22 protein-coding genes are annotated in these 23,655 nt (G+C 64.8%); 10 read left to right on the top strand and 12 right to left on the bottom strand.

The genetic code is table 11. The features are described from left to right. Window positions 1–304: 304 nt before the first annotated feature. Window positions 305–1,057, bottom strand: coding sequence for an ArsR/SmtB family transcription factor (locus tag MF4836_RS24885; RefSeq protein ID WP_078472516.1), 753 nt, complete (start codon window positions 1,055–1,057; stop codon window positions 305–307). 321 nt (window positions 1,058–1,378) lie between these two features. Between MF4836_RS24885 and MF4836_RS24890 the strand changes: the two genes are divergently transcribed. Further along, a complete protein-coding gene (locus tag MF4836_RS24890) occupies window positions 1,379–1,897 on the top strand; it encodes a GNAT family N-acetyltransferase (RefSeq protein ID WP_078472517.1) in 519 nt (172 codons plus the stop codon). A gap of 24 nt (window positions 1,898–1,921) precedes the next feature. On the opposite strand, the gene MF4836_RS24895 is transcribed toward MF4836_RS24890, so the two are convergent. After that, on the bottom strand, window positions 1,922–2,848 hold the full coding sequence (locus MF4836_RS24895) for a LysR substrate-binding domain-containing protein (protein ID WP_078472727.1): 927 nt from the start codon (window positions 2,846–2,848) through the stop codon (window positions 1,922–1,924). 143 nt (window positions 2,849–2,991) lie between these two features. Here MF4836_RS24895 and MF4836_RS24900 point away from each other — a divergent pair, with 143 nt between their 5' ends. Next, window positions 2,992–3,639 carry a LysE family translocator gene (locus tag MF4836_RS24900; protein ID WP_078472518.1) on the top strand — a complete coding sequence of 216 codons (648 nt, stop codon included), beginning with the start codon at window positions 2,992–2,994 and terminating at the stop codon, window positions 3,637–3,639. A 15-nt stretch (window positions 3,640–3,654) separates the two neighbouring features. On the opposite strand, the gene dmeF is transcribed toward MF4836_RS24900, so the two are convergent. The 4 genes from dmeF to MF4836_RS24920 form a co-directional block, all read right to left on the bottom strand. After that, the gene (gene dmeF, locus MF4836_RS24905) at window positions 3,655–4,620 is read right to left on the bottom strand and encodes a CDF family Co(II)/Ni(II) efflux transporter DmeF (RefSeq protein ID WP_078472519.1); all 966 of its coding nucleotides are present in this window, start codon (window positions 4,618–4,620) and stop codon (window positions 3,655–3,657) included. A gap of 14 nt (window positions 4,621–4,634) precedes the next feature. Beyond that, on the bottom strand, window positions 4,635–4,907 hold the full coding sequence (locus MF4836_RS24910; protein ID WP_020298789.1) for a metal/formaldehyde-sensitive transcriptional repressor: 273 nt from the start codon (window positions 4,905–4,907) through the stop codon (window positions 4,635–4,637). 183 nt (window positions 4,908–5,090) lie between these two features. Further along, complete coding sequence (locus MF4836_RS24915; protein WP_078472728.1) at window positions 5,091–5,432, bottom strand: FKBP-type peptidyl-prolyl cis-trans isomerase; 342 nt, start codon at window positions 5,430–5,432, stop codon at window positions 5,091–5,093. A 123-nt stretch (window positions 5,433–5,555) separates the two neighbouring features. Further along, complete coding sequence (locus MF4836_RS24920; RefSeq protein WP_078472520.1) at window positions 5,556–5,861, bottom strand: RcnB family protein; 306 nt, start codon at window positions 5,859–5,861, stop codon at window positions 5,556–5,558. 196 nt (window positions 5,862–6,057) lie between these two features. Here MF4836_RS24920 and MF4836_RS24925 point away from each other — a divergent pair, with 196 nt between their 5' ends. The 5 genes from MF4836_RS24925 to MF4836_RS24945 all read left to right on the top strand — a co-directional run bounded on the left by MF4836_RS24925 (window position 6,058) and on the right by MF4836_RS24945 (window position 12,347). After that, complete coding sequence (locus tag MF4836_RS24925) at window positions 6,058–6,654, top strand: LemA family protein (RefSeq protein WP_020298791.1); 597 nt, start codon at window positions 6,058–6,060, stop codon at window positions 6,652–6,654. A 24-nt stretch (window positions 6,655–6,678) separates the two neighbouring features. Continuing rightward, window positions 6,679–8,625 carry a M48 family metallopeptidase gene (locus tag MF4836_RS24930; protein ID WP_078472521.1) on the top strand — a complete coding sequence of 649 codons (1,947 nt, stop codon included), beginning with the start codon at window positions 6,679–6,681 and terminating at the stop codon, window positions 8,623–8,625. Continuing rightward, on the top strand, window positions 8,622–9,152 hold the full coding sequence (locus tag MF4836_RS24935; protein ID WP_078472522.1) for a hypothetical protein: 531 nt from the start codon (window positions 8,622–8,624) through the stop codon (window positions 9,150–9,152). The genes MF4836_RS24930 and MF4836_RS24935 overlap by 4 nt, the downstream gene beginning before the upstream one ends. A 100-nt stretch (window positions 9,153–9,252) precedes the next feature. Then, complete coding sequence (locus tag MF4836_RS24940; protein WP_078472523.1) at window positions 9,253–11,076, top strand: monovalent cation:proton antiporter-2 (CPA2) family protein; 1,824 nt, start codon at window positions 9,253–9,255, stop codon at window positions 11,074–11,076. Window positions 11,077–11,237: 161 nt separating this feature from the next. After that, window positions 11,238–12,347 (top strand): DNA alkylation repair protein, encoded by a 1,110-nt coding sequence (locus tag MF4836_RS24945; protein WP_078472524.1) that lies wholly within the window; start codon window positions 11,238–11,240, stop codon window positions 12,345–12,347. A 78-nt stretch (window positions 12,348–12,425) separates the two neighbouring features. Here the strand turns inward: MF4836_RS24945 and MF4836_RS24950 are convergent, their stop codons facing one another. The 3 genes from MF4836_RS24950 to MF4836_RS24960 all read right to left on the bottom strand — a co-directional run bounded on the left by MF4836_RS24950 (window position 12,426) and on the right by MF4836_RS24960 (window position 14,210). Continuing rightward, entirely contained in the window at window positions 12,426–13,022 is a 597-nt protein-coding gene (locus MF4836_RS24950; protein WP_078472525.1) for a hypothetical protein, read from the bottom strand. 141 nt (window positions 13,023–13,163) lie between these two features. Next, entirely contained in the window at window positions 13,164–13,541 is a 378-nt protein-coding gene (locus MF4836_RS24955; RefSeq protein WP_078472526.1) for a hypothetical protein, read from the bottom strand. 36 nt (window positions 13,542–13,577) lie between these two features. Further along, window positions 13,578–14,210, bottom strand: coding sequence for a TetR/AcrR family transcriptional regulator (locus MF4836_RS24960; RefSeq protein WP_078472527.1), 633 nt, complete (start codon window positions 14,208–14,210; stop codon window positions 13,578–13,580). Between the two features lie 153 nt (window positions 14,211–14,363). Here MF4836_RS24960 and MF4836_RS24965 point away from each other — a divergent pair, with 153 nt between their 5' ends. The 3 genes from MF4836_RS24965 (at window position 14,364) to MF4836_RS24975 (ending at window position 19,504) form a co-directional block, all read left to right on the top strand. Then, window positions 14,364–15,857, top strand: coding sequence for an MFS transporter (locus MF4836_RS24965; protein WP_178102987.1), 1,494 nt, complete (start codon window positions 14,364–14,366; stop codon window positions 15,855–15,857). Between the two features lie 220 nt (window positions 15,858–16,077). After that, window positions 16,078–17,715: a GMC family oxidoreductase gene (locus MF4836_RS24970; protein ID WP_078472529.1), complete on the top strand. Its 1,638-nt coding sequence runs from the start codon at window positions 16,078–16,080 to the stop codon at window positions 17,713–17,715. A 166-nt stretch (window positions 17,716–17,881) separates the two neighbouring features. Then, window positions 17,882–19,504, top strand: coding sequence for an MFS transporter (locus tag MF4836_RS24975; protein WP_078472530.1), 1,623 nt, complete (start codon window positions 17,882–17,884; stop codon window positions 19,502–19,504). 59 nt (window positions 19,505–19,563) lie between these two features. On the opposite strand, the gene MF4836_RS24980 is transcribed toward MF4836_RS24975, so the two are convergent. The 3 genes from MF4836_RS24980 to MF4836_RS24990 form a co-directional block, all read right to left on the bottom strand. Beyond that, a complete protein-coding gene (locus MF4836_RS24980; RefSeq protein ID WP_078472531.1) occupies window positions 19,564–22,026 on the bottom strand; it encodes a TonB-dependent siderophore receptor in 2,463 nt (820 codons plus the stop codon). Between the two features lie 107 nt (window positions 22,027–22,133). Next, complete coding sequence (locus MF4836_RS24985) at window positions 22,134–23,111, bottom strand: FecR domain-containing protein (protein WP_078472532.1); 978 nt, start codon at window positions 23,109–23,111, stop codon at window positions 22,134–22,136. Beyond that, on the bottom strand, window positions 23,108–23,632 hold the full coding sequence (locus MF4836_RS24990; protein ID WP_238596197.1) for a sigma-70 family RNA polymerase sigma factor: 525 nt from the start codon (window positions 23,630–23,632) through the stop codon (window positions 23,108–23,110). The genes MF4836_RS24985 and MF4836_RS24990 overlap by 4 nt, the downstream gene beginning before the upstream one ends. Window positions 23,633–23,655 lie beyond the last annotated feature (23 nt).

A 23,655-nucleotide genomic window follows, 5' to 3' on the forward strand; every position in this document is an offset into this window, starting at 1 on the left:
CAGGCCCCGGTGGGATTGGGCGCGGCTTCATTGATGGCAATGCCGAGGGCGGTGCTGGTGCTCATGAGTAGTTCTCCGCGCGGGGCAGGGAGGTCGCGATGTGGGTCCAGGCCGCGTCGTCATAGGCTTGGGCGATGCCGTGCTGGACGCCCGGGGCGCAGGGTTTTCTCGAGTGCGGGAATTTAGGAGGGAGAACACGCGGGGGGCTATAAGGGGAGTCTGAAACTCACCCTGGTCGGGAAGACAATGAACGGATGATGGGAGCGGCCCCTGGTTATCGCACCAGGGACCGCCCGCTGGCGCTTCATGGCCTCGTCGGCGATTCGCCGTGCATTTCCGACAAGGCCAAGCCCGCCTCGGGCAGTTGCAGGGCGAAGCGTGTCGACAGCTGCTTGCGCCCCTTGGTAGTCAGGGTCAGGGCGCGGCTGTCCAGGTCCTGGCTCAGCCACTGACATTGCAGTGCGTGTTGCAACAAGGCCGCGCCCAGGGCCCCACCCAGGTGCGGGCGGCGCATGCTCCAGTCCAGGCACGGGCAGGCAAAGCGTCGGCGCAAGGTCTTGAGCCCTTCGACCTCGATCCCCAGCCCCGCAAAGAACGCCTCGCCGGACGCGCTTAGGTGGTACTGCCGCGCGCTGTCTTGCAACTCCTGCAACCAACCGGCTTCGCACATCCGATCATGCAGCAGCACAGCCAGGGTGCCGGCCATGTGGTCGTAGCAGGTGCGGGCAAATTGCAGGCGGTCCGGGGTGCGCGGGCTGAAGCGCGGAGCGCTGTTGTGACCGATCACCATCAGGGCTTCCAGGGCCTGGGCCACGCGCGGGTCGGCCAGGCTGTAGTAACGGTGGCGGCCCTGCACTTGCAGGCGTACCAGCGACAGCTCCTTGAGCTTGCCCAGGTGCGCGCTGGCGGTGGAGGCGCTGACATCGGCCAGTGCCGCCAACTCGGTGCTGGTACGGGCATGGCCATCCATCAGCGCACAGAGCATTTTGGTGCGTGCCGGTTCGGCGATGGCTGCGGCCACCTGGGATACCGCGCTGTCGTGTTGTTGCGCACTCATGGTTCGCTCCGGAACGAAGGGTGATCGGCATCGGGAAGTGGATAGTAGCAAGGCGCGGTTTCCGTAGCCGCAGTTGCAGCCCCCCACTGAGAGCGCTGGGGGGAGGATGAGGTCTGGCTGCAACGGTGTCTGCCGAGGAACGGGTCATGAGCGCACTTCCAGGCAGATAGAAGCTCCACGGCCTAGCGGCGGATCCTGTCGAACATTGGTCTGGGATGTGCGCAAATCGGCTGAAAAAATGCACTTTCAGCCCATTCTGTCGGGGTGGCCTGTTTATGATGGGCCGCTGCCATCGACTAACCCTCAAGGAGGACAGGCCCCATGCCCTTTCAGGTTCGCGACGCGCTTTACGCCGACAGCCCGCGCATCAGCCAGATCGCCGCCCAGACCTTTGCCCTGGCCTGCCCGGCCAATACGCCGCCCGCGGAGATCACGGCCTTTATCCAGGACCAGTTGCAGGTAGAGCATTTCAATGCGGCCCTGGATGACCCGGAGCAACAGCTGCGGGTGTTGGTGCACCAGGGCCAGGTCATCGGCTACAGCCTGGTCAAACTGAGTCCGCAGGCCCTGGGTATCGCCGAGGCAGACCAGGTGCCAGAGTTGACCCGCTGCTACCTGGCGGCGGATTTTCACGGCAGCGGCGGCGCCCAGTACCTGTTGCAACAGACGCTGGAATCGCTCACCCAGCCCATTCGGCTGACGGTCAGCGAAGCCAACGCACGGGCGATCCGTTTCTACCAGCGCAATGGCTTTATCAACGTCGGTGAAACCACCTTCCAATGCGGCGCCGACCTACACCGCGACTGGGTCATGCTGCGCCAGCCACCCGCCACGGTCTGATCCGGCGCCAGGCGCGCACTGCGCCTACACCGGGGGCAGGTAATTGAGGTCGATGCCGGCGAGACTTGGCAGGTCGCCGATCAGGAAATCCCGCAGGCGGAGGATTTTCTCCCGGCGCGGGCCGGCCTTGGGCCAGACCAGGTAATAACCGTCCCCCGAGGCCACAGCGCTGTCGAATGGCAAGCCGACCTGGCCGTCACGAATGTCGTCGGCCACCAGGTGCAGGTCACCGATCGATACCCCGTGGCCGCGCATGGCCGCGCTGATGCCCTGATCGAGGGTGTCGAATACCTTGCCGCGATCCAGCCGTACCTGCTCCAGCCACCCTTGCGCTGCGAGCCAGCGCCGCCAATCGCGGCGGTCTGGCGAGGGGTGGATCAATTGCGCTTCCTGCAAGCGCTGCAGGTTCCAGGGCGTGGTCGGCGCGGCTTCGGGGGCGCAGATCGGGATCAGCCATTCATCGAACAGCTTGCAGCCCTCGACCCCGGCGCCGAACTGCCCGTTGCCCAGCAAAATCGCGCAATCGTAGGGCTCGGCCTGGAAATCCACAGCGTCCACATCCATCCACACACTGGCCAGTTGCACCTCCAGTTCGGGCTCGGCCTGCCTGAGGGTCTCCAGGGCGCGCAACAACCAGCGCATGGTCAGGGTCGACGGCGCCTTGAGCCGCAGTTGCAGGGCGTTGCCGCGAAACGGCAGGCAGGCCTCTTCGATAATCCGAAAGCCCACCTTGAGTTCCTGGGCCAGGCGCTGGCCGGCATCGGTGAGCGTCACCTTGGGTCCCTTGCGCTCGAACAGGCGGCAATCGAGGGCGCTTTCCAGGGTGCGGATATGGCGGCTGATCGCGCTCTGGGTCAGTGCCAACTCGGCCCCGGCCTGGGTAAAGGAGCAGGTCCGGGCCGCCACCTCAAAGGCGCGCAGGGCATAAAGCGGAGGAATACGTTCGGCCATCAGCGGCTCCGACAATGATAAATACTCATGCAAGGTTACAGCTTTATCGGTTTTTAAACCCGCCGTCAGCCGGTCAAGCTGTGCCGGACCATGACGCATCGGCCGTTCGATGCACCTCTCACTCGTTACAAGGCGGACCGTTCGTGCAACTCCAACTTTCCCTGGTGGGGCTTTATGTATTCAGCGTGCTGCTGCTGGTGGCGACACCGGGGCCGGTGGTGGCGCTGATCGTCAACACCAGCCTGCGGGCCGGTCCACGGCGCGCCGTGCTGACCGCCCTGGGCACCAACGCTGCGTCGTTGCTGCTGGCCCTGGTGGCGGTGCTGATTCTAGGCGGCAGCCTGAAGCTGGCGCCGTCCCTGCTCAACTGGGTGAGCCTGCTGGGCTGCTGTTTTATCGGTTACCTGGCATGGCAGGGGCTGCGCAGCCTGCGGGCGCCAGAGCGCTCCGCCAGCCCCGAGGGATCACGGCCGCAGCGGGCAGGCGGGAATCTGCTGCAAGGTTTTCTCGTGGGGGTTTCCAACCCCAAGGACATCCTGTTCTTTGTCTCGTTCTTTCCCCGGTTCATCCAGGTCAGCCCGTCGTTCAGCACCAGCGTGAGCGTGCTGATCGGGCTGTGGGTGGTGATCGATTTCGCGGTGCTGGCGGGCTATATCCTGCTTTCGCGCCACGCCCTCACGCTCAAGTACCAGCGGGCCGTGACCTGGGCTTCCAGCCTGGTGCTGCTGGTGGTGGCGCTGAGCGGGATCGCCTACTCGGCCCACGGGCTGTTGGCGCCCGACAATGCCTGAGGGCGCCGGGCGCGATTACAGGCTGCGGTACTCCAGGGTCAGGTGCGCCAACTCGTGCACCGCGGCCAGGCGCTGGCGCAACGCCTCGGCACTCAGCGACGGCTGGGCCAGGACGCTGACAATGGCCGCCCGCGCCTGGGGCCCGACCTGCCACACATGCAAATCGGTGATGCTGGCGTCCCCACTCGACTCCACCAATTGCCGAATCTCTGCGGCCACCTGCTCGTCGCTGGCGTCGAGCAGCACGGCGGCGCTGGTCTTCATCAGGCTGTAGGCCCAGCGGGCGATCACCACCGCGCCGACGAGGCCCATCAGCGGGTCAAGCCAGACCCAACCCAGGTAACGCCCCGCAAGCAACGCGGCAATCGCCAGCACCGAAGTCAGGGCATCGGCCAGCACATGCACATAGGCCGAACGCAGGTTGTTGTCGTGATGGGCGTGGGCGTGTTCATGGGGATGGTCATGGGCATGTTCATGCCCGTGTCCGTGCTCCGCATGCTGCCCATGCCCATGATGGGTGTGATGGCCGCCCAGCAGCCAGGCGCTGAGGATATTCACCGCCAGCCCCGCCACCGCAATCAGTGTGGCCTCGGTAAAGGCCACCTGGGTCGGCTGGAACAGGCGCAGCAGCGACTCGGCAGCAATGCCCAGCGCCACCAGGCCCAGGATCATCGCCGAGGCAAAGCCCGCGAGGTCGCCGACCTTGCCGGTGCCGAAACTGAAACGCGCGCTGCCTGCATGGCGTCGGGCATAGCCGTAGGCCGCCGCCGCAATGCCCAGGGCGCCGGCGTGGGTCGCCATGTGCAGGCCATCGGCCAACAGGGCCATGGAGCCGGTGATATAGCCGGCGGCAATTTCGCCGACCATCATCACCAGGGTCAGCGCCACCACCCACAGGGTTCGGCGCGCGTTATCGTCGTGGCCGGCGCCGAGAAACAGGTGAGGATGAGAAAAATGCCGGGCTTGGGCTGCAATGCTCATGCGGGAGTCCCCTGTCAGGAATAGCGGCGGATGGCTTCGAGCAACTCGTCGACGCCCTTGGCCCGCTCTGCATCGCTGAGCTCGGGGTTGGCCACATGCTCCAGGGCATGGGCCTCGATGATCTCGCCCATCAACCCATTGATGGCGCCACGGGTCGCGGCCACCAGGTGCAGGGTCTTGGCGCATTCGGCGCCGGACTCCAGCGCCCGTTCCACGGCCTGGACCTGCCCGAGAATGCGCCGGACCCGTTTCAGCAGTTCATCTTTCTGTGCATGCGTGTGCGACATACCTATACCCCCTACCCCTATGTGGCAAGCATCTTCACCCCTGGCCGGCCAGCCTGGCAAGCATGCCGCCAAACATTTGGATGGGTGGCAACGCCTGCCCGTTATAGAGCAGCACGGCAATGGCAGGGTGGCCCACGGGCAATAGCCGCCCGGGCCACGGAGTGGAGGTAACTGCGGGTCGGATCAGTCGTCGCGGGTCAGCACTTCCAGCAATTCGATCTCGAAGATCAGATTGGAATGGGGCTTGATATGGGCCCCCATGGAGCGTTCACCGTAGGCCAGGTGCGCCGGTACCAGCAGCTTGCGCTGGCCGCCGACTTTCATCCCCATCAGGCCCTGGTCCCAGCCCTTGATTACCCGCCCGGTACCAATCACGCACTGGAATGGCTTGCCGCGCTCGTAGGAGGAATCGAAGCTCGTGCCATCTTCCAGAAAGCCCCGGTACTGGGTAGTGATCAACGCCCCCTTGACCACGGCCTTGCCGTCGCCCAACTGGGTATCGATCACCTGTAATTGGTCGCTCATCTGCTCGTTCATCATTGCCCCTCGTTCAACGCTCCCCGCCGCCGGGGAATGCGCGCAGGGTTTTCGCAGAATTGCTCGCGCTTGGCAAACCCCGCGACGCGCTGGCGACGTCCGGCCAGTGCCTCAGCGCTTGACCGGCGCCATGTCGAGGATCTTGCCGCTGGTGATTTCCACCAGCACGTACTGGTCCTTGATCTGCACCCACTGGCTTTGCTCCTGCGGTGCCTTCAGGCCTTTTTTCTTCCAGTCGTGGATGGCCGAAACCTCACGCTGATACAAGTCCGGGGCACGGTCGCCGACCACCAGCTCGCGCCCGTTGAAGGTCGAGGACACGCTTTTATCGGCGGCCTCCTGGGCCTGGGCCAGGGGCACCATGGCAGACAGGCAGGCGGTCAGGGACAGGCAGGCAATCAGTGGTTTGACGCTCATGAGGCACTCCAGAATTCAAGGCATACCCTGGGTCGGACCGCGGCGCGGGGAAATCATTCACAGCCCTTGCCGATGGACGTCGGGGCCAGCGCTCCGACGGCAAAAAAGCGATCCCCAGGCGACCAACGCGGCGCGTGAAGAGAAAAAATTCGGTTACCATGCGCCCCACAAAAACCACCTGGATAAGGACATCACCATGGCTATTTCCACCCTCGTCGCCTTGGCCATTCTGGCCGTGCTGGTGATTGGTGCCATCAGCATCTACAACACCCTGGTCAACCGCCGCAATCGCTATCAGAACGCCTTCGCCCAGATCGAAGTCCAGCTCAAGCGCCGCTATGACCTGATTCCCAACCTGGTGGAAACCGCCAAGGGCTATCTCCAGCACGAGCGCGAAACCCTCGAAGCGGTGATCGCCGCGCGCAACACCGCCCTCGCCGGCCTCAAGGCGGTCGCGGCGCAACCGGGCAGCGCCCAGAGCATGGCGCAACTGGGCCAGGCCGAAGGGGCCCTGACCAGCGCCATGGGCCGCCTGAACGTGACCATGGAAGCCTACCCGGACCTCAAGGCCTCGCAGAACATGCAGCAATTGAGCGAAGAGCTGAGCAGCACCGAAAACAAACTGGCCTTCGCTCGCCAGGCCTACAACGACTCGGTCATGGCCTACAACAGCTATCGCCAGAGCTTTCCGCCAGTACTGCTGGCCGGGGTCCTGGGCCATGGCAGCGACGCCAGCCTGCTGGAATTCGCCGACAGCGCGGCGATCCAGCAAGCGCCCAAGGTTGCGTTCTAACCCGCTTTCACCACGGACGGTCCGATGAATTTTTTTGAACACCAGGCCCGTGCCAAACGGCGCACCCTGCAGCTGGTAGTGCTGATGACCCTGGCGGTGATCTCGCTGATCGCCGTCACCAGCGTGGTGCTGATCGTGGGTATGCAGCAGCTCCAGCAGGAAATGAAAATCGAGGCGGGCATCAACTGGCAAATGGTGCCGAGCATCGCCGCTCTGGTACTGGTGGTGGTCATCGGTGCCAGCCTGAGCAAGCACGCGCAATTGCGCGCCGGCGGCAAGGTGGTGGCCGAGCGGCTCGGCGGCCGCTTGATCAACCTCGAACCCCGGGGGCTGGAGGAGCAGCGACTGCTTAACGTGGTCGAAGAAATGGCCCTGGCGTCCGGCACCGCAGTGCCCCAGGTGTACGTGCTGCCGGATGCCGGGATCAACGCCTTCGCCGCCGGGCTCACGCCCCAGGACGCTGTGGTCGGGGTCACCCACGGGGCGATCATGGTCCTCAACCGCGATGAACTGCAGGGGGTCATCGCCCATGAATTCAGCCACATCTATAACGGCGACATGCGCCTCAATACCCGGCTGGTGGCGATCGTCCACGGCATCCTGGTGATCGGCCTGGTGGGCAATGTGATTGCCAGCGGCTCCAGCGCTCTCAATAGCAAGTCCGGGCGCAGCCAGGCGGGGACCGTGGGATTGTTTATCGGCATGGCCCTGGTCCTGCTGGGGTCGGTGGGCACGTTTTTCGGCAATCGGATCAAGGGCGCCATCAGCCGCGAACGCGAGTTCCTCGCCGACGCCTCGGCGGTGCAGTTCACCCGCAACCCGACCGGCATCCTCGGCGCCCTGAAAAAGATCGGCGGCTACTCCGCCAGCTCCAAACTGGACGCCGCCCACGCCGCCGAATTCAGCCATCTCTACTTCAGCGAAGGCGCGACGCTATCCGCCAGCGGTGGCTCGGCGACCCACCCACCCCTGGGCGAACGCATTCGCCGGATCGAGCCGAGCTGGGACGGCAACTTCCCCAGCGTGGCCCTGGTCGAGCTGCCCGCCGCCAGCGGCAGCAGCGATCTCGATTTTTCCGAAGTGCTCAGCTCCCTGCCCAGCGTCGCCCCTGCGCCGGCGGCACTGGTGTTTGACCTGGCCGCCGTGCAGGCCTCGATTGCCACCATCGGCGCGCCGCAACAGGGCCACCTGCACGCGGCGCAACAGACCCTGGCCAGCCTCGACCCACGGCTCAAGGACAGCGCCCGCAGCAGCACCGGGGCCCAGGCCCTGGTCTACGGCCTGCTGCTGTCGCCAATCGCAACGGTCCGCGACCTGCAACGGCAACAGCTGGCCGGCAGCACCGACGCTGTGCTACGGGGCGCCGTCGACTCCCTGAGCCCGGCTCTGGAGCAGCTTGATCCGGGCCTGCGCCTGCCATTGCTGGACCTGGTCATCCCGGCCCTCAAGCAACTGGACAAGGGCGCACTGCAGGTCTTCATGGACAACCTCCGGCACCTGATCGAGGCTGACGACAAGGTCGAGCTGCTGGAGTGGACCCTGTTGCGCATCGTGCAGCGCAATGTCGAAGGCCTGCCGGCCGCCGAGTCCAAATGGACCCTGGCCCAGTGCAGCGCTGAACTGGCGGTATTGCTCGGGGCCCTGGCCAACGCCGGCCAGGCCGACCCGGAGCAGGCACGCCTGGCCCTGACCTGTGCCTGGGCCGAGCTGCCATTCGAGCGCCCGCAAGCAACTGAAACCGACCTTGAACACCTGGACCAGGCCCTGCTCCGCCTGCGCCAGCTGACACTGGAACAACGCCCGACGCTGCTCGGCGCCATGGCCCGCTGCATCGGATACGACGGCGAAGTGACAGTGGCCGAAGCCGAGCTGATGCGCGCGGTGGCCGACCTGCTGGATTGCCCGATGCCACCCCTGCTCGCCCAGGCCCCGGCGCCCCATACTGCCGCTGCCCCCCAGGCCACGGCGTGAGCGGCCAACACTGCCGCACCTCCGGTGCCGAACGCCAGGCCCTCGACCTGCAACGACTGCGCAGCCTGATCGGCAAGCGCCTGGCCGGGCTGGACAACGAGCGCTATTTTTTTGCCGGCGAGCGGGTCATGGATGACTGCGGCGACCTGCAATGGCGCTGCAGCGATGCCAGCCTGCTGTCGATGTTCCTGCTCAGCGACGGCGAAAGCGTCGGCACCGACCACCAGCCCCTGCACCTGACGCCCGCCTTCGAGCTGGAGCCGGGGCAACGCTGCGAATGGCGCGCCGAAGACCTGCTGGCCACCCTCGACGCCGGCCATCTGGCGGGTCAACTGATCACCGATGTCGCCGCGCTGTTCGATACATGGCCGCACCTGGACACAAGCATTCTCAGCGGCTTCATGGTCTGCTTTGAACACGGCGACTTCCTGGTCTATTACAACCAGGGCGACAACGCGGTGGCCCTGCTGAACCGCCTGCCGCCGGCGGCCGCAGAATTTACCAGTACCTGGCGCAGCCAGTTGTGACGCCAGCGGCCATCGATCGGTCGTAACCTTATCCCCCTATCCTGGGTCGCGCCCTGCTGGCCAAGGTCAACCAGCGCTGCCCATCCCCCGGAGTAAGCCCATGCCCCATGAAGGCAACCTGTTACAAGCCGCCGTCGTGTTTCTGTTCGCGGCGGTGCTGACCGTGCCCCTGGCCAAGCGCCTGCAACTGGGGGCGGTCCTGGGCTATCTGTTTGCCGGGGTGATCATCGGCCCGTCGGTGCTGGGGCTGATCGGCAACCCGCAGAGCGTCAGCCACATTTCCGAACTCGGGGTGGTGCTGCTGCTGTTCATCATTGGCCTGGAGCTGTCGCCGCGACGGCTATGGGTGATGCGCAAGGCGGTGTTCGGCGTCGGCCTGGCCCAGGTGCTGCTGACCGGGGTGGTGATCGGCAGCATGGCCCTGCTGGTGTTCGGCCACCCCCTGAACAGCGCCATCGTCCTCGGCCTGGGGCTGGCGTTGTCCTCCACCGCCTTCGGCCTGCAAAGCCTGGCCGAACGCAAGGAACTCAACAGCCCCCACGGGCGCCTGGCGTTTGCCATTCTGCTGTTCCAGGACATTGCCGCCATCCCGCTGATCGCCCTGGTACCGGCCCTGGCCGGCGGCGATCACCACACCAGCACCGCCCAGGACATCACCCACGGCCTGCAGGTGCTGGGCAGCATTGCAGTTGTGGTGGTTGGCGGGCGTTATCTGCTGCGCCCGGTGTTTCGCGTGGTGGCCGCCACCGGGCTGCCCGAGGTATCCACCGCCACCGCGCTGCTGGTGGTCATCGGCACCGCCTGGCTGATGGACCTGGCCGGGGTGTCCATGGCCCTGGGCGCGTTCCTCGCCGGCCTGCTGCTGGCCGACTCGGAATACCGCCACGAACTGGAAGCCCAGATCGAACCGTTCAAAGGCTTGCTGCTGGGGCTGTTTTTCATCAGCGTCGGCATGGGGGCCAATATCAGCCTGCTGTTCAGCGCACCGCTGGCGGTGCTCGGGCTGACCCTGTTGCTGATCGGCCTCAAGCTGCCGTTGCTGTACGTGGTCGGGCGCCTGGCCGGGGGGCTCGGGCGCTTGAGCGCGGTGCGCCTGGGGGTGGTGCTGGCGGCGGGCGGCGAGTTCGCGTTCGTGGTGTTCAAGATCGGCCGTGACCAGGGCCTGTTCGAGGCGCGGCTGTATGACCTGCTGGTGCTGACCATCACCTTGTCGATGGCCATGACCCCGCTGCTGTTGCTGGCCTGCTCGCGCCTGCTGGTGCCCAAGAGCAAGCCGGTGGAAGTGCCGGCGCACCTGCGGGACATCGACAGCGACGCGCCACGGGTGGTGATCGCCGGCATGGGCCGCATGGGGCAAATTGTGGCGCGGATTCTCAAGGCGCAGAAAGTGCCGTTCGTGGCCCTCGACACTTCGGTGGAAACCATCGAACTGACCCGCAGTTTCGGCGGTATGCCGGTGTTCTACGGCGACCCGATGCGCCCCGAGATCCTCAATGCGGCCAAGGTCGGCGAGGCCGAGTTTTTCGTGATCGCCACCGATGACCCGGACACCAACATCCAGACCGCCGCCCTGGTGCGCAAGCTGTACCCGCACATGAAAATCATCGCCCGTGCCCGCAATCGCCAGCACGTGCACAAGCTGGTGGACCTGGGCGCCGAAGCGGTGCGCGAAACCTATTATTCGAGCCTGGAAATGAGCCGGCGGACCCTGGTCGGCCTCGGCTTGAGCCAGGCCCAGGCCGACTCGCGCATCCAGCGTTTCACCCGCCACGACGAACAAGTGCTGCAAGCCCAGCACGCGGTGTACGACGACGCGGCCAAGGTACTGCAGACCGCCCAGGAGGCGCGCAATGAACTGGCACGGCTGTTTGCCGCCGACCAGTTGGACGAGCAGGTCGAAAGCCCATTGCCGCCACCGCGTTAAGCGCCCTGGCGTTGAATCAGGGGCCACAGGGTTTTGCGAGGGCTGCGCCCTCGAACGGGAGCACGCTCCCTCGCCACATCCTCTCCGGCAGCGGCTCCTGACATAAACTGTCAGGGCCCTGCTGTAGAGTGTTCGCGCCCTGCCACTGACTGGATCTGCCGATGACCACCGCCGAGCAAAGCGCACCTGCGCTGAAGGAAATCTTCAACCAGCAACGCCTGGAACATATCGCCGACGAAATGCTGGCGGTGTATCCGGGGTTCGATCGCCGGGGGTTTCTCAAGCACGCGAGCCAGGGCCTGGCCGAGTTATCGGTGATGCAGCGCCTGGCCCGGGTCAGTGACAGCCTGCACAGCGTGCTGGCGCTGGACTACGAAACCAGCCTGGGGTTGCTGGAAGCCCTGGCGCCGCGCCTGGACAGCCGGTTTGTGTGCATGTTCCTGCCGCACTACGTGGCCAGTCATGGCACCCATGCCTTCGAGCGCTCGATGCAGGCGCTGAAGTTTTTCACCGGGTTCGGCTCCTCGGAATTTGCCATACGGCCTTTTCTGCGCAGCGACCCGCAGCGCACCCTGGCGTTGATGCAGCAGTGGGCGCTGGACCCGGATGAGCATGTGCGGCGCCTGGCCAGTGAAGGCAGCCGCCCGCGCCTGCCCTGGTCCTTTCGCCTGGAGCAGATCCAGGCCGACCCGACGCTGGCCGCGCCGATCCTCGACGCGCTCAAGGCCGACCCCAGCCTGTACGTGCGCAAATCGGTGGCCAACCACCTCAATGACATCACCAAGGATCACCCGAGCTGGGTCCTGGACCTGATCGAAGGCTGGTCCCTGGACAACCGCCACACCGCGTGGATTGCCCGGCATGCCCTGCGCAGCCTGATCAAGCAGGGCGACCGCCGGGCCCTGGCAATCATCGGCGCCGGTGCCCGGGCCGAGGTCGAGCTGCTGGACCTGCGGATCGAACCGCCGACCATTCGCCTGGGGGAGCGGGTGAATCTGTCCTTCACCCTGGCCTCGACGGCTGCCGCCAGCCAGAAGCTGGTGGTCGACTACGCCATCGATTACGTCAAGGCCTCGGGCGCCACGTCGGCCAAGGTGTTCAAGCTCAAGGCGCTGACCCTCGCCGCCCATGCCCGCGAAACCCTGAGCCGCGCCCAGCACATCCGCGAACTGAACACCCGCCGGCATTACGCCGGCAGCCACCGGGTGCACATCCTGGTCAATGGCGAATGCCTGGGCAGCACGCAATTTGAGTTGTTGGGGGAGGATTGAGCTGTGCGAGAACCTACGAACACCTGACACTCTGCGGCGTTTTAGAGGGCCAGGGCGGCCTCGCGGGCTCGGCAGCGGCTACAGAGGTGGGGGCCAGGCGCGACGCAAGCGGTCAAAGGCGGGGTTGCCGGTGCGACGCGAGGGCACCGACTCCAGCGCCAAAGGGTGCAGGGTGCGCTTGACCATAGAGGTCGCCAGGTCCTGGCAAGGCCCCGCCTCGGGAAAGTTGCGCTCCAGGGTTGCAACCCGGTACCCGGCTCTTCGATCCCACTGGCTGAAGCGGACCACGGTGCTCCCCTCGATAATCACCGCGCCTTCCCTGCGCTCATCATCAACAAAATAAAACTCCAGGGCGCCCTGGTTCGGTTGCTCCAGCCCCCTGAGCCGTAGGTAGCATGCCAGCAGCGAAGTCAGGCGCAAGCCCTTGCCCAGTTCCAGGCCGGGGCCAAGGCGGCGCTCGGCATCAAAGTAGACCTTCAACAGCACACCCAGCTCACGACCCTTGCGGGTGAGCACCGCCGGCTTTTCGTAAAGATGAAACTCCAGGGGTTCCCCCACCCGATCAAAGCCCTGGGCAAGCAGCTGTGTCGGGCTCAGCGCGGCAAGCTTCAGCAATCTGGGGCCAGCGTCGAAGGCCCCTTGCACCAGGCCGGCGAACAGCGATTCAAACTCCATCTCAAGCCCCCTGCGCCAGGGTCATGGGCCGAGCCTCGCGCACGGCCCCGGCGTCGACACTCGACATCGCGCCCGAGTCGGCTCGGCAGACCCGGAACCCGCTCGCCCTCTCAAGGCGATCGGGCAAGCCGCGATGACGACTCATCCGCCATCCGCCGAGAGTTCCACCAGGTTGTCGTCACTCTCACCACAGCCAAACCCGACAATCGAGTCACCCGTCCAGTGCACCTCGGTCATCGCCACGCAACTGTTGTAGAACTGCCCCTCCAGAGTCCCGTCGGCCCTGAACACCCGTACATAGCCACCGGTGTTGTACAACGACTGCGCGCCATCACCGGGCATGCCGATGCTGGGGATCCAGCGGCTCCAGCTGAACAGCCGGTACTTCTGGTAGTAGAACGCCTTGTTCGGGCTGTAGTCCGGCTTCTGATAGGTGTAGCCGTAATAGAAGGCGTAGTACCCCTGAAACGCCAGGAACACAGCGACCACGGCGCAGAGAATGCGGGTGCGTTTTTTCATCGAGCAGGTAAGTCCTTTTACAGAAAATGACTGGGCCTAAGCCCTGGGTACACCGAGCATGCGCAAGCAGGATTGGATGATGACGTCGGCCAGGGCCTGGCTGTCACCTTGACGGGCGGCGATCACATCGTCAGTGGCGCCGTGCACCCCGGCATAGATCAGCGAGGCCACGATGCCGGGGTGCGACAGCGACCAGGTGCCGGCCTGCTGCCCACCTTCAAGGATGCCCTGCAGTTGGGTGAGGATCGCGCCCTTGTCCGGGTTGTCGCGGTCATGGTGGTGATGGTTGGTGTAGACGATGTCGTGAATCCGGTAGGTCGCCAGGTACGTGTCGACACTTGCGCGGATCCAGCTCGACAGGCGTGCCACCCAATCGTCGGCGGCGCAGGCCTCGACCGCCTGCTCCAGGCGCTGGAGAAAATGCGCGGTGTAGCGCTCGCCAAGGGCCACCAGCATCTCGTTCTTCGAAGCAAAGTAGTGATAGAAGGTGCCCTTGGCGACCTGGGCCCGCTCGACGATTTCACTGATGGTGGTGGCTTCCACACCCTGGCTCAGGAACAGGCTTTCGGCGGCTGCCATCAGTTCGTCCAGGCGCACTTCGGCAGGTTTGGTTCGGGGGCGTGGCAGGTCTGGCGCCTGCTGTTCATCCCTGGTGCGTTTCACGGTCATCGGCGGGTCCGGCCTGGCAGACAAAGGTCGACAGTTTAGGGGAATCGCCGTGCGCTAGCGACAGCAGCGCACTTCATAATCCATTGACCGACGGTCAGTCGAATACTTATGATGCCGTCAATCACTTCCCTTCCCCCCTCCGGGAGTTGTCTCATGCAGCGTTATCGCCGCCCGGCCCTGGTGGCCGCCGCCTACCTCGGCACCTTCCTCGCGACACTGGATATCAGCATCGTCAACGTTGCCCTGCCGACCTTGCAGCACGCGCTGAACACCGACCTTGCCGGGTTGCAGTGGGTGGTCAATGCCTACGCCATCTGCCTGTCGGCCTTCATGCTGTCGGCCGGCCCCCTGGGCGATCGCTACGGTCACAAGCGCTGCTGGCTGATCGGCGTGGGGTTGTTCAGCATTGGCTCGGCACTCTGTGCCTGGGCCGGCGACCTGCCGCAATTGCTGGCCGGGCGCGCAGTGCAAGGGCTGGCCGGGGCGCTACTGATCCCCGGGGCGATGCCGATTCTCAGCCATGCCTTCCCCGACCCGAAGCAGCGCGCCCATGTGATTGGCGGCTGGTCGGCGTTCACTGCCATGGCCCTGATCCTGGGGCCGCTGGTGGGCGGCGTGCTGCTGGACTCGCTGGGCTGGCCGAGCATTTTCCTGATCAACCTGCCGCTCGGCTTGCTGGCCATCGTCCTGGGTACCTGGGGTATCAGCGAACGCAAACACCCCGAGCACGCAGCACTCGATCCAGCCGGCCAGGTGCTCAGCGTGCTGTGGCTGGGGGCGCTGACCTATGGCCTGATCGTCGCCGGCGATGAGGGCTTCAGCGGCCCCACAGCCCTCACGGCCCTGGTCCTGGCTGGCGTGATGCTGGTGCTGTTCGTGCTGGTGGAGCGCCGGGTCAAACGCCCTCTGGTGCCGGTGCAACTGCTGCGCCAGGGCCCGTTTGCCGTGGCCAACCTGGCCTCGTTCATGCTGGGGTTCTCCAGCTACAGCAGCCTGTTTTTCTTTTCGATTTTCCTGCAGCAGATCCAGGGCTGGTCGGCCTCGGAAACCGGGGTGCGCATGCTCCCGCAATTTATCGTCACCGGTTGTGTATCGATGCTTTTCGGCCGCCTGGCGGGGCGCCTGCCGGTGCCGCAATTGATGATCATCGGCTATGGCCTGATTGGCCTGTCGATGTGCGCCATGAGCAGCTTCGACGCCCACACGCCCTACGGGTGGGTGGGCTCGCTGTTTGCGGTATTGGGCCTGGGCATGGGCCTGGCGGTCCCGGCGACCGGGCTCAGCGTGATGGCCACGGCGCCAGCGGAACGCGCGGGGATCGCCTCGGCCACCATGAACGCCCTGCGCCAGACCGGAATGAGCGTGGGCATTGCCCTGCTGGGTAGCCTGATGAGCGCCCAGGCGGTACGCCGGCTCAGTGAGTCGGCCCGGGCCAACGGCTTTACCGACGCCTTGCCGATGGCCCGGGCAGCGGTCAACCAGCACTATTTCCCCAGCCATTGCGGGTTGTTTGCCGAGCTCTACAGCAGCGCCATGAGCAGCGGATTTCGCCTGGCCATGCTGCTCGCCGGCGCCAGCAGCCTGATCGCCATGGGCCTGCTGCTGCACACCCACCGCCGCCAAGAACGACGTCCAACCTCCCCGTAGCCGCTGCGGCCAGGCACGGGCCGCGTGCGGACGCGGGCCCCAACCCGCGCCTCGACAACCCAGCGCCGCCGCTGGCCCATTCAGCGCAACCTCCAGGTCAAAACCGGCAGCAGAAAGTCTGTGATTTAAACCACACAGCCACCGAGCGAAAGCTACCCTTGCAGGGCAACGCAACGAATCAGGACGATTCACCACAACAAGAATCCACACGAGGTCATGGATGCTGCCTGCCTTTGATCAATACGACTACATCGTGGTCGGTGCCGGCCCTGCCGGCTGCCTGCTGGCCAATCGCCTGTCGGCCAACCCGCAACACCGGGTCCTGCTGCTGGAAGCCGGTGGGCGCGATAACTACGCCTGGATCCATATCCCCGTCGGCTATCTGTTCTGCATCGGCAACCCGCGCACCGACTGGTGCTTCAAGACCGAGGCCGAACCCGGCCTGCAAGGACGCAGCCTGAGCTACCCACGGGGCAAAGTGCTGGGCGGCTGTTCATCGATCAACGGCATGATTTACATGCGCGGCCAGGCCGGTGACTACGATGGCTGGGCAGCCGACGGCAACCCGGGCTGGAGCTGGCAGGAGGTGCTGCCGCTGTTCAAGAAGAGCGAAAACCACTTCGCCGGGGCCTCGCCCTTGCACGGTGCCAGCGGTGAGTGGAGGGTCGAGCGCCAGCGCCTGTCGTGGCCGATACTCGACGCCTTTCGCGACGCCGCCGAGCAAAGCGGCATTCCTCGCATCGATGATTTCAACGGCGGTGACAATCAGGGCTGCGGCTACTTCCAGGTCAACCAGAAGGCCGGGGTGCGCTGGAACGCCGCCAAGGCCTTTCTCAAGCCGATTCGCCAGCGCCCCAACCTCACCGTGCTCACCGACATCGAGGTGGAACGGGTGCTGCTGGAAAACGGCCGCGCGGTGGCCGTCCGGGCACGATGCCAGGGCCGGCTGCACAACTTCAAGGCGCGCCGCGAGATCATCCTCTGTGCCGGTTCGATCGGTTCGCCATGCATTCTCCAGCGCTCGGGCATTGGCCCCGCGTCGCTCCTGCAACACCTCGGCCTGGGGGTGGCCCACGAGCTGCCCGGGGTCGGTGCCAACCTGCAGGATCACCTGCAACTGCGGCTGATCTACAAACTGGAAAACGCCCGCACCCTGAACCAGATCGCCGGCACGCTGTGGGGCAAGATGGGCATGGGCCTGCGCTACCTGTACGACCGCAGTGGCCCGCTGTCCATGGCCCCGAGCCAGCTTGGCGCGTTTGCCCGCTCCGGGCCGGAACAGACCTCGGCCAACCTCGAATACCACGTGCAACCGCTGTCCCTGGAGCGCTTCGGCGAACCGCTGCATGCCTTCCCGGCGTTCACCGCCTCGGTCTGCGACCTGCGCCCGCAGAGTCGCGGCCAGGTGGTAATCAGCTCCCTGGACGCCGGCGCGGCCCCCGTGATCCAGCCCAATTACCTGAGCCATCCGCACGACCTGCGAGTGGCCGCCGACGCCATCCGCCTGACCCGACGCATCGTCGCCGCTCCGGCCCTGCAAGCGTTCAAACCCAGCGAGTACCTGCCCGGCGCCGAGCTGCAAAGCCAGGAGCAACTGCAGGAAGCCGCGGCGCGCATCGGCACCACCATCTTCCATCCGGTGGGCACCTGCCGCATGGGCCAGGATCGCCAGGCGGTGGTGGATGCCGAACTGCGGGTGCATGGCATCCCGGGGCTGCGCGTCGCCGACGCCTCGATCATGCCGCGCATCACCTCGGGCAACACCTGTTCACCCACCCTGATGATTGCCGAAAAAGCCGCCGAGCTGATTCTGGCCCCGGCCACCCGGAACATCAGCCAACAGCCGCAACTTGCCTGACCCGTACCAGCGGCTGGCCGGCGAGCACGACCCGAAGCATGGAGCCCGGGCCGTGGAACAAATCGCCGGCACGCCGGCTCCTACCAAGAAGCTGTGACGCGCTAACCGCGCCGATACTGGCGTTGGCAGTGGAACAACAAAAATAATCACTGTGAGGGACACCTGTATGTCAGACCACGCTCAGCCCCTGAACCCGCCCCTGGCCGCCGCCACTGGCAAAGGCAGCCGCAAAGTCATCTTCGCCTCGTCCCTGGGGACGGTATTCGAGTGGTACGACTTTTTCCTGTATGGCGCCCTCGCGGCCGTCATCAGCAAGCAGTTCTTCGCCGGGGTCAACGACACTACGGCCTTTATCTTCGCGCTCATGGCGTTTGCCGCCGGCTTCGTGGTGCGCCCGTTCGGCGCGCTGGTGTTCGGGCGCCTGGGGGACATGATCGGGCGCAAATACACCTTCCTGGTCACCATCATCCTCATGGGGGTAGCGACCTTCGCCGTGGGCCTGCTCCCGACCTATTCGAGCATCGGCATCGCCGCACCGATCATCCTGGTGCTGCTGCGCATGCTCCAGGGCCTGGCATTGGGCGGTGAGTACGGCGGCGCCGCGACCTACGTCGCCGAGCACGCGCCGGCCGGCAAGCGCGGCTTTCACACCAGTTGGATTCAGTCCACCGCGACCCTCGGCCTGTTGCTGTCGCTGCTGGTGGTGCTGGGTTGCCGCTACTTCACCGGCGATCAGTTCGAAGTCTGGGGCTGGCGCCTGCCATTCCTGCTGTCGATCGTGCTGCTGGGGATTTCCACCTGGATCCGCATGAGCCTGCACGAGTCGCCGGCCTTCCTCAGAATGAAAGAGCAAGGCCGCGCCAGCAAGGCGCCGATCCGCGAATCCTTCGGCAAATGGGAAAACCTCAAAGTGGTGCTGATCGCCCTGTTCAGCATCAATGCCGGGCAAGCGGTGACCTTCTACGCCGCACAGTTCTACGTGCTGTTCTTCCTCACCCAGTTCCTCAAGATGGACCCGGCCCTGGCCAATATGCTGTTGATCATCAGCGTGGTGATCGGCGCGCCGTTCTTCATCTTTTTCGGCTGGCTGTCGGACAAGGTCGGACGCAAGCCGGTGCTGATGGTCGGCCTGTTGCTGGCCACTGCGCTGTACTTTCCGATCTTCAAATCCCTGGCGCACTACGCCAACCCGGCCATCGACCAGGCCAGCCGCCAGGCACCGATCAGCGTGATCGCCGATCCGGCCACCTGCACCTTCCAGTTCGACCCGGTGGGCAAGGCCAAATTCGACAGCCCGTGCGACAAGGTCAAGACCTTCCTGGTCAAACAGGGCCTGCCCTACAGCAGCGTCGCCGCCCCGGCCGGGAGCTCGGTACAGGTCAGCGTCGGTGAGTTGAAGCTCGACGGTTTCGACGAAGCGGCCCTGCGCGGCGCGGTGACCCTGGCCGGCTACCCGCAACAGGCTGACGCACAGAACGTCAACAAAACCATGGTGGTGGTGCTGATCGTGGCTCTGATCCTGATCGCGGCCATGTGCTACGGGCCGCTGGCAGCGCTGATGGTCGAGCTGTTCCCGACCCGCATCCGCTACACCTCCATGTCCCTGCCCTATCACATCGGCAACGGCTGGTTCGGCGGCTTCCTGCCCACTGTGTCCTTTGCCCTGGTGGTCTACACCGGCGATATTTTCTACGGTCTGTGGTACCCGGTGCTGGTCACCGGGGTCAGCCTGGTCGTAGGGCTGATCTGCCTGCGGGAAACCAAGGATGTCGATATCGACAATAACTGAGGCCGTTTTGACGCCGCACCGGGCCAGGAGAACCTTGGCCTGGCCCGGCGTTTTTTTGCCTAGTACTTGGCCCTGAGGGCGAGGTTGAAGTTGCGCGGCTCGCCGTAGAAGTTCCAGTAATTGGTGTTGCCGGTGGTCTGGATGTACTTCTTGTCGAAGACGTTATCCAGGTTGTACTGCACTTCCAGATTCTGGTTGATCTCGTACACCGCGTGCAGGTTGGTGAGGGTGTAGGGATCCTGCTGGATCTTGAAGGACCTGCCGGCCTCGGTATAGGTCATGCTGCTCTGGGCATAGAAGCTGCCACCAACCCGGGCCTTGTTCAACACCCCCGGCAGGCGGTAGTCGGTGCTGACCTTGAACAGGTGACGTGGCGATGAGGCCGAAGAGTCCTCACCTTTCTGACTGCCGCCGATGTACTTGGACTGGGTGTAGGTGTAGCCGGCGGACAGGTTCCAATCAGCGCTCAAGGCTCCGTTCAGCTCCAGATCCAGGCCACGGCTGCGGACTTTGTCCGAAGCACGGTAGCAGCCGTTGGGCAAGGCCGGACACAGGGTTGCCGCTTCATTACCGTCAATCGCTTCGGCGCGGCCGGTCTGGTCGGTCTGGAACAGCGCCAGCGCCGAGGTCAGGCGCTTATCGAGGAATTCACCCTTGAGGCCGATCTCATAGTTGCTGCCGGTCATGGGGTCGAGGATCGAACCATCCACCCCGAGGTTGTTCTGCGGCTTGAAGATTTCGGTGTAGCTGGCGTAGGCCGAGAACTGTTGGTTGAGCTCCTGAACCAGGCCGGCATAGGGCGTGAACTGACGGTTTTTCGCGTAGTCGCTCTTGTTGCGTGTGGTGACCTGGGTCAGGTTTTCGCTCTTGAACCAGCTGACCCGGCTGCCGAGGATCAAGCGTGTGGAATCGCTCAGGCTGAAACGGCCGGCAGCGTATACCCCCTGCTGTTCCTGGGTGATGTTGTACTTCCATTTATTGACGCTCAGGGCCGTAGGCGCCGGCGGGTTGAAGGCACCCGGGTCGTTGACGTCAAAGACGTAGTTGTAGGTCAGGTCGTTGCCGCCGTGGTAGTCGAAGTCGTCGATCCGCGCATTGCTGCCCAGGATCAGTTCGTGCTGTTTGCCGAACAACTGAAACGGGCCGGTCAGGTAGCTGTCGACGCTGGTCTGGGTGTCGTTGTAGCGGAAATGACGGGGTTGCAGGCGAAAGCTGCTGTCGGTGTTGGCGACCTTGGTCGTGAAGTTGCCGAGGAAGTCGGACTTGGCCCAGGTCTGGTTGGCGGCCAACACCAGCTTCCAGTCGTTATCGAAGTCATGCTGGATATCACCGAACACCGTGGTGTTGCGCTTGTCGAGGTGGTTCCACTTGCCGGTCAGGGAAGTGGAGCGGGACAAGGGGTAAAACGCACCGTTTTCCTGGGTCGGCAGGCCGGACCAGTCGTAGCCGGAGTTGCGATCCTTCTGGTAGGTGAAACCCAGCGTCGCCATTGTCGAATCCGACAGGTCGGCTTCGACGATGGCGTAGAACACCTGGTTTTCTTTCTGCGCGGTGTCCAGGTAACTGTTGGCGTTGTTGTAACTGATCACCGTCCGCCCGCGCAGGGTGCCCGGCTCGTTGAGCGGCGACGACAGATCGAGCAGGGTGCGGTAGTCATCCCAGGAACCGACCGAGGTTTCCACCAGCACCTGAGGTTCGACAGTCGGGCGCTTGCGCACCAGGTTGATTGCCGCCGATGGGTTACCCGCCCCCTCCATCAGCCCCGTGGCGCCCCGCACGATCTCGACCCGATCGTAGATCTCGGTGGTCGGTTTGGCGATCGCATCCATCGAGTAAGCGTTGCTGATATTGGTGGGGATGCCGTCGATCTGCAGGGTCTCTACCAACTGCCCGCGGGCCATGTACATCGAACGCTCGGCGCCGTTCTTGAGCACGGTGATACCGGTGGCGTTCTGCAGCACGTCATCGAGGTTTTTCATGCCTTGGTCATCCATCCGCTGGCGGGTGACCACGGTGACCGACTGCGGGGTTTCACGCAGCGACAACGGCAGTTTGGTTGCGGTCGCCGAGCGCCCCGTGGTGTAGGAGTGGGTACCCTCGGTAGTCGCCCCCAAGGCACTGCCGGTGACCTGGGTCGCCTCCAGTTGCACGGCCCCGGCCGGCAGCGCCTGCAAGAACCAGGTGCCCTGGCTGCCGAGACTGGCCATCAGGCCGCTGCCGCTCAACAGGCGCTGGAGCGCCGAATCGACGGCAAATTGCCCCTGCAAAGCTGCCGTGCGCTTGTTTCTGACCAGCGCCGGATCAAACGACAAACTGATGGCCGCCTGCTCGGCAAACCGGTTCAAGCTGTCTTCAAGGCTGCCGGCTGGAACATCATAGGGGCGGGCCTGCACCGCATCAGCCGCCTGGACACAGAACGGGGCCGCCAGCAACACGGCGCCCGGGGTGAACAGAGCCACGCGCAGGGCGATTGCCAGGTGACTGCGGCGGGTTTTAATCGGGGTTACAGAACGGGACTTCAATGCAGCGCTCCTTACGATTGGCAGGTGTTATTCCTGTTTGTCGAAGGAGCGGAAAAAAGCCGTAAGTCTTTTTGATAATTATTCCTGTCTGCCTCTGTCGCGTCCGCTCAAGCCGCAACAATGCGCACCCAATAGCGAGTCCGGCGCTCGATACGCACCGGCAGCGACTGGCTCAACCCAGCCAGGGCGCGGTCGATGTCCTCAAGCTGGAACACCCCGGAAATGCGCAAATCGGCCACCGCCCCATCACACAGCAACCACCCCGTGCGATAGCGCCCCAACTCCTCGACCAACTGCTGCAGGCGCATCTGCCGCGCCACCACCGCACCTCGAGTCCAGGCACTGGCCTGCAACACGCTGCCCTGGACCTGCTCGACCCTGCCCGCACGGATCAGGCACTCGTTGCCAGCCGTGATCAGCGGCCCCCGGCCACTGGCCAGATGCACCGCCACTGTGCCCTCCTCCACGCTCAAGCGCGTGCATCCGGGCTCCTGGCGCACGTTGAACGCGGTACCGATCGCCTCCAGACGCGCCTCTGCAGTCTGAACGTAGAACGGCCGACGCCCCTGGAGCCCGTCGGTGTCGGCGCCGGTCCGGATGAATATCTCGCCTTCACGCAGGATAATCAGACGCCGCTCGGCACTGAACTCAGCGTCGGCGCGGCTATGGGTATTGAGTTGCAGCAGCGTGCCGTCGACCAGTTGAAAACGCTGGCGCTCGCCGGTACGGGTGACGTAGTCGGCGCTGGCCCCGCGCCAGGTCTGCTGGATCGCCACAGCCCCCAGCCCGCTGGCGCAGATCCCCAGCCCCAACAGCTTCAAGGCCTGGCGGCGGCTGTGGCTCGCCGCCGCGTTGGCCAGGGTGTCGCGCGCGAGCCCAGCAGTCAGTTGCGCGGCTAACCGAAAGCGCTGCTCGTTGACCTGCAAGGCTTGCCAGGCATTTTCGTGAGTGGGTTGCGCACGCCGCCACTGTTCGCAAGCGGCGTGCATGGCCGGGTCGGCCGCACCGGATTGCAGGCGCACCAGCCATTGGATCGCCTGGTCGAGCACCGCTTCGGGAATATCGTCCCGTGGCAATCCGCTCACATCAGGCCCCGAGCCAGATAGCAATGTCGGATCGCAGTGGCCATGTATTTCTCCACCGAACTTTGACTCACCCCCAGGCGCTCGGCGATCTCCCGATACCCCAGGCCTTCAAGGCGCGAGAGCAGGAAGGCGGTACGCACTTTGGGGCTGAGGCCGTCGAGCAACGCGTCGATCTGGGTCAGGGTTTCCAGCAGGATCAGGCGCTCTTCAGGCGACGGATGCTCGGGCTCGGGGAGCAAGGCGATGGCATTGAGGTAGGCGCGCTCGATCTTCTGCCGCCGGAATCGATCAACCATCAAGCCCTGGGCAATACTGCTGAGCCAGGCTCTGGGCTGACGCAGTTCCGCGACCCGGTCGGGTTTGCCGAGCACGTAGAGAAAAGTGTCCTGGGCCATGTCCGCGGCGTTGTCGGTGTCGCGCAAACGGCGGCGCAGCCAGGCGAACAGCCAGCCGTGATGATCGTGGTAAAGACGGCCGATGTCCTGATGCAACCTAAGCGGGCCGGGGGAAGATGGCGGCACTGGAACCCTCAGCTCATGGCAAG

The sequence above is a fragment of the Pseudomonas sp. MF4836 genome (assembly GCF_002018875.1).
Lineage (GTDB): Bacteria > Pseudomonadota > Gammaproteobacteria > Pseudomonadales > Pseudomonadaceae > Aquipseudomonas.

Bases quoted from the DNA above. Each gene is read 5' to 3' on its own strand.
- MF4836_RS24885 (WP_078472516.1), bottom strand. From the start codon at position 1,057: ATGAGTGCGCAACAACACGACAGCGCGGTATCCCAGGTGGCCGCAGCC.
- MF4836_RS24890 (WP_078472517.1), top strand. From the start codon at position 1,379: ATGCCCTTTCAGGTTCGCGACGCGCTTTACGCCGACAGCCCGCGCATC.
- MF4836_RS24895 (WP_078472727.1), bottom strand. From the start codon at position 2,848: ATGGCCGAACGTATTCCTCCGCTTTATGCCCTGCGCGCCTTTGAGGTG.
- dmeF (WP_078472519.1), bottom strand. From the start codon at position 4,620: ATGAGCATTGCAGCCCAAGCCCGGCATTTTTCTCATCCTCACCTGTTT.
- MF4836_RS24910 (WP_020298789.1), bottom strand. From the start codon at position 4,907: ATGTCGCACACGCATGCACAGAAAGATGAACTGCTGAAACGGGTCCGG.
- MF4836_RS24915 (WP_078472728.1), bottom strand. From the start codon at position 5,432: ATGAGCGACCAATTACAGGTGATCGATACCCAGTTGGGCGACGGCAAG.
- MF4836_RS24920 (WP_078472520.1), bottom strand. From the start codon at position 5,861: ATGAGCGTCAAACCACTGATTGCCTGCCTGTCCCTGACCGCCTGCCTG.
- MF4836_RS24925 (WP_020298791.1), top strand. From the start codon at position 6,058: ATGGCTATTTCCACCCTCGTCGCCTTGGCCATTCTGGCCGTGCTGGTG.
- MF4836_RS24930 (WP_078472521.1), top strand. From the start codon at position 6,679: ATGAATTTTTTTGAACACCAGGCCCGTGCCAAACGGCGCACCCTGCAG.
- MF4836_RS24940 (WP_078472523.1), top strand. From the start codon at position 9,253: ATGCCCCATGAAGGCAACCTGTTACAAGCCGCCGTCGTGTTTCTGTTC.
- MF4836_RS24945 (WP_078472524.1), top strand. From the start codon at position 11,238: ATGACCACCGCCGAGCAAAGCGCACCTGCGCTGAAGGAAATCTTCAAC.
- MF4836_RS24950 (WP_078472525.1), bottom strand. From the start codon at position 13,022: ATGGAGTTTGAATCGCTGTTCGCCGGCCTGGTGCAAGGGGCCTTCGAC.
- MF4836_RS24955 (WP_078472526.1), bottom strand. From the start codon at position 13,541: ATGAAAAAACGCACCCGCATTCTCTGCGCCGTGGTCGCTGTGTTCCTG.
- MF4836_RS24960 (WP_078472527.1), bottom strand. From the start codon at position 14,210: ATGACCGTGAAACGCACCAGGGATGAACAGCAGGCGCCAGACCTGCCA.
- MF4836_RS24965 (WP_178102987.1), top strand. From the start codon at position 14,364: ATGCAGCGTTATCGCCGCCCGGCCCTGGTGGCCGCCGCCTACCTCGGC.
- MF4836_RS24970 (WP_078472529.1), top strand. From the start codon at position 16,078: ATGCTGCCTGCCTTTGATCAATACGACTACATCGTGGTCGGTGCCGGC.
- MF4836_RS24975 (WP_078472530.1), top strand. From the start codon at position 17,882: ATGTCAGACCACGCTCAGCCCCTGAACCCGCCCCTGGCCGCCGCCACT.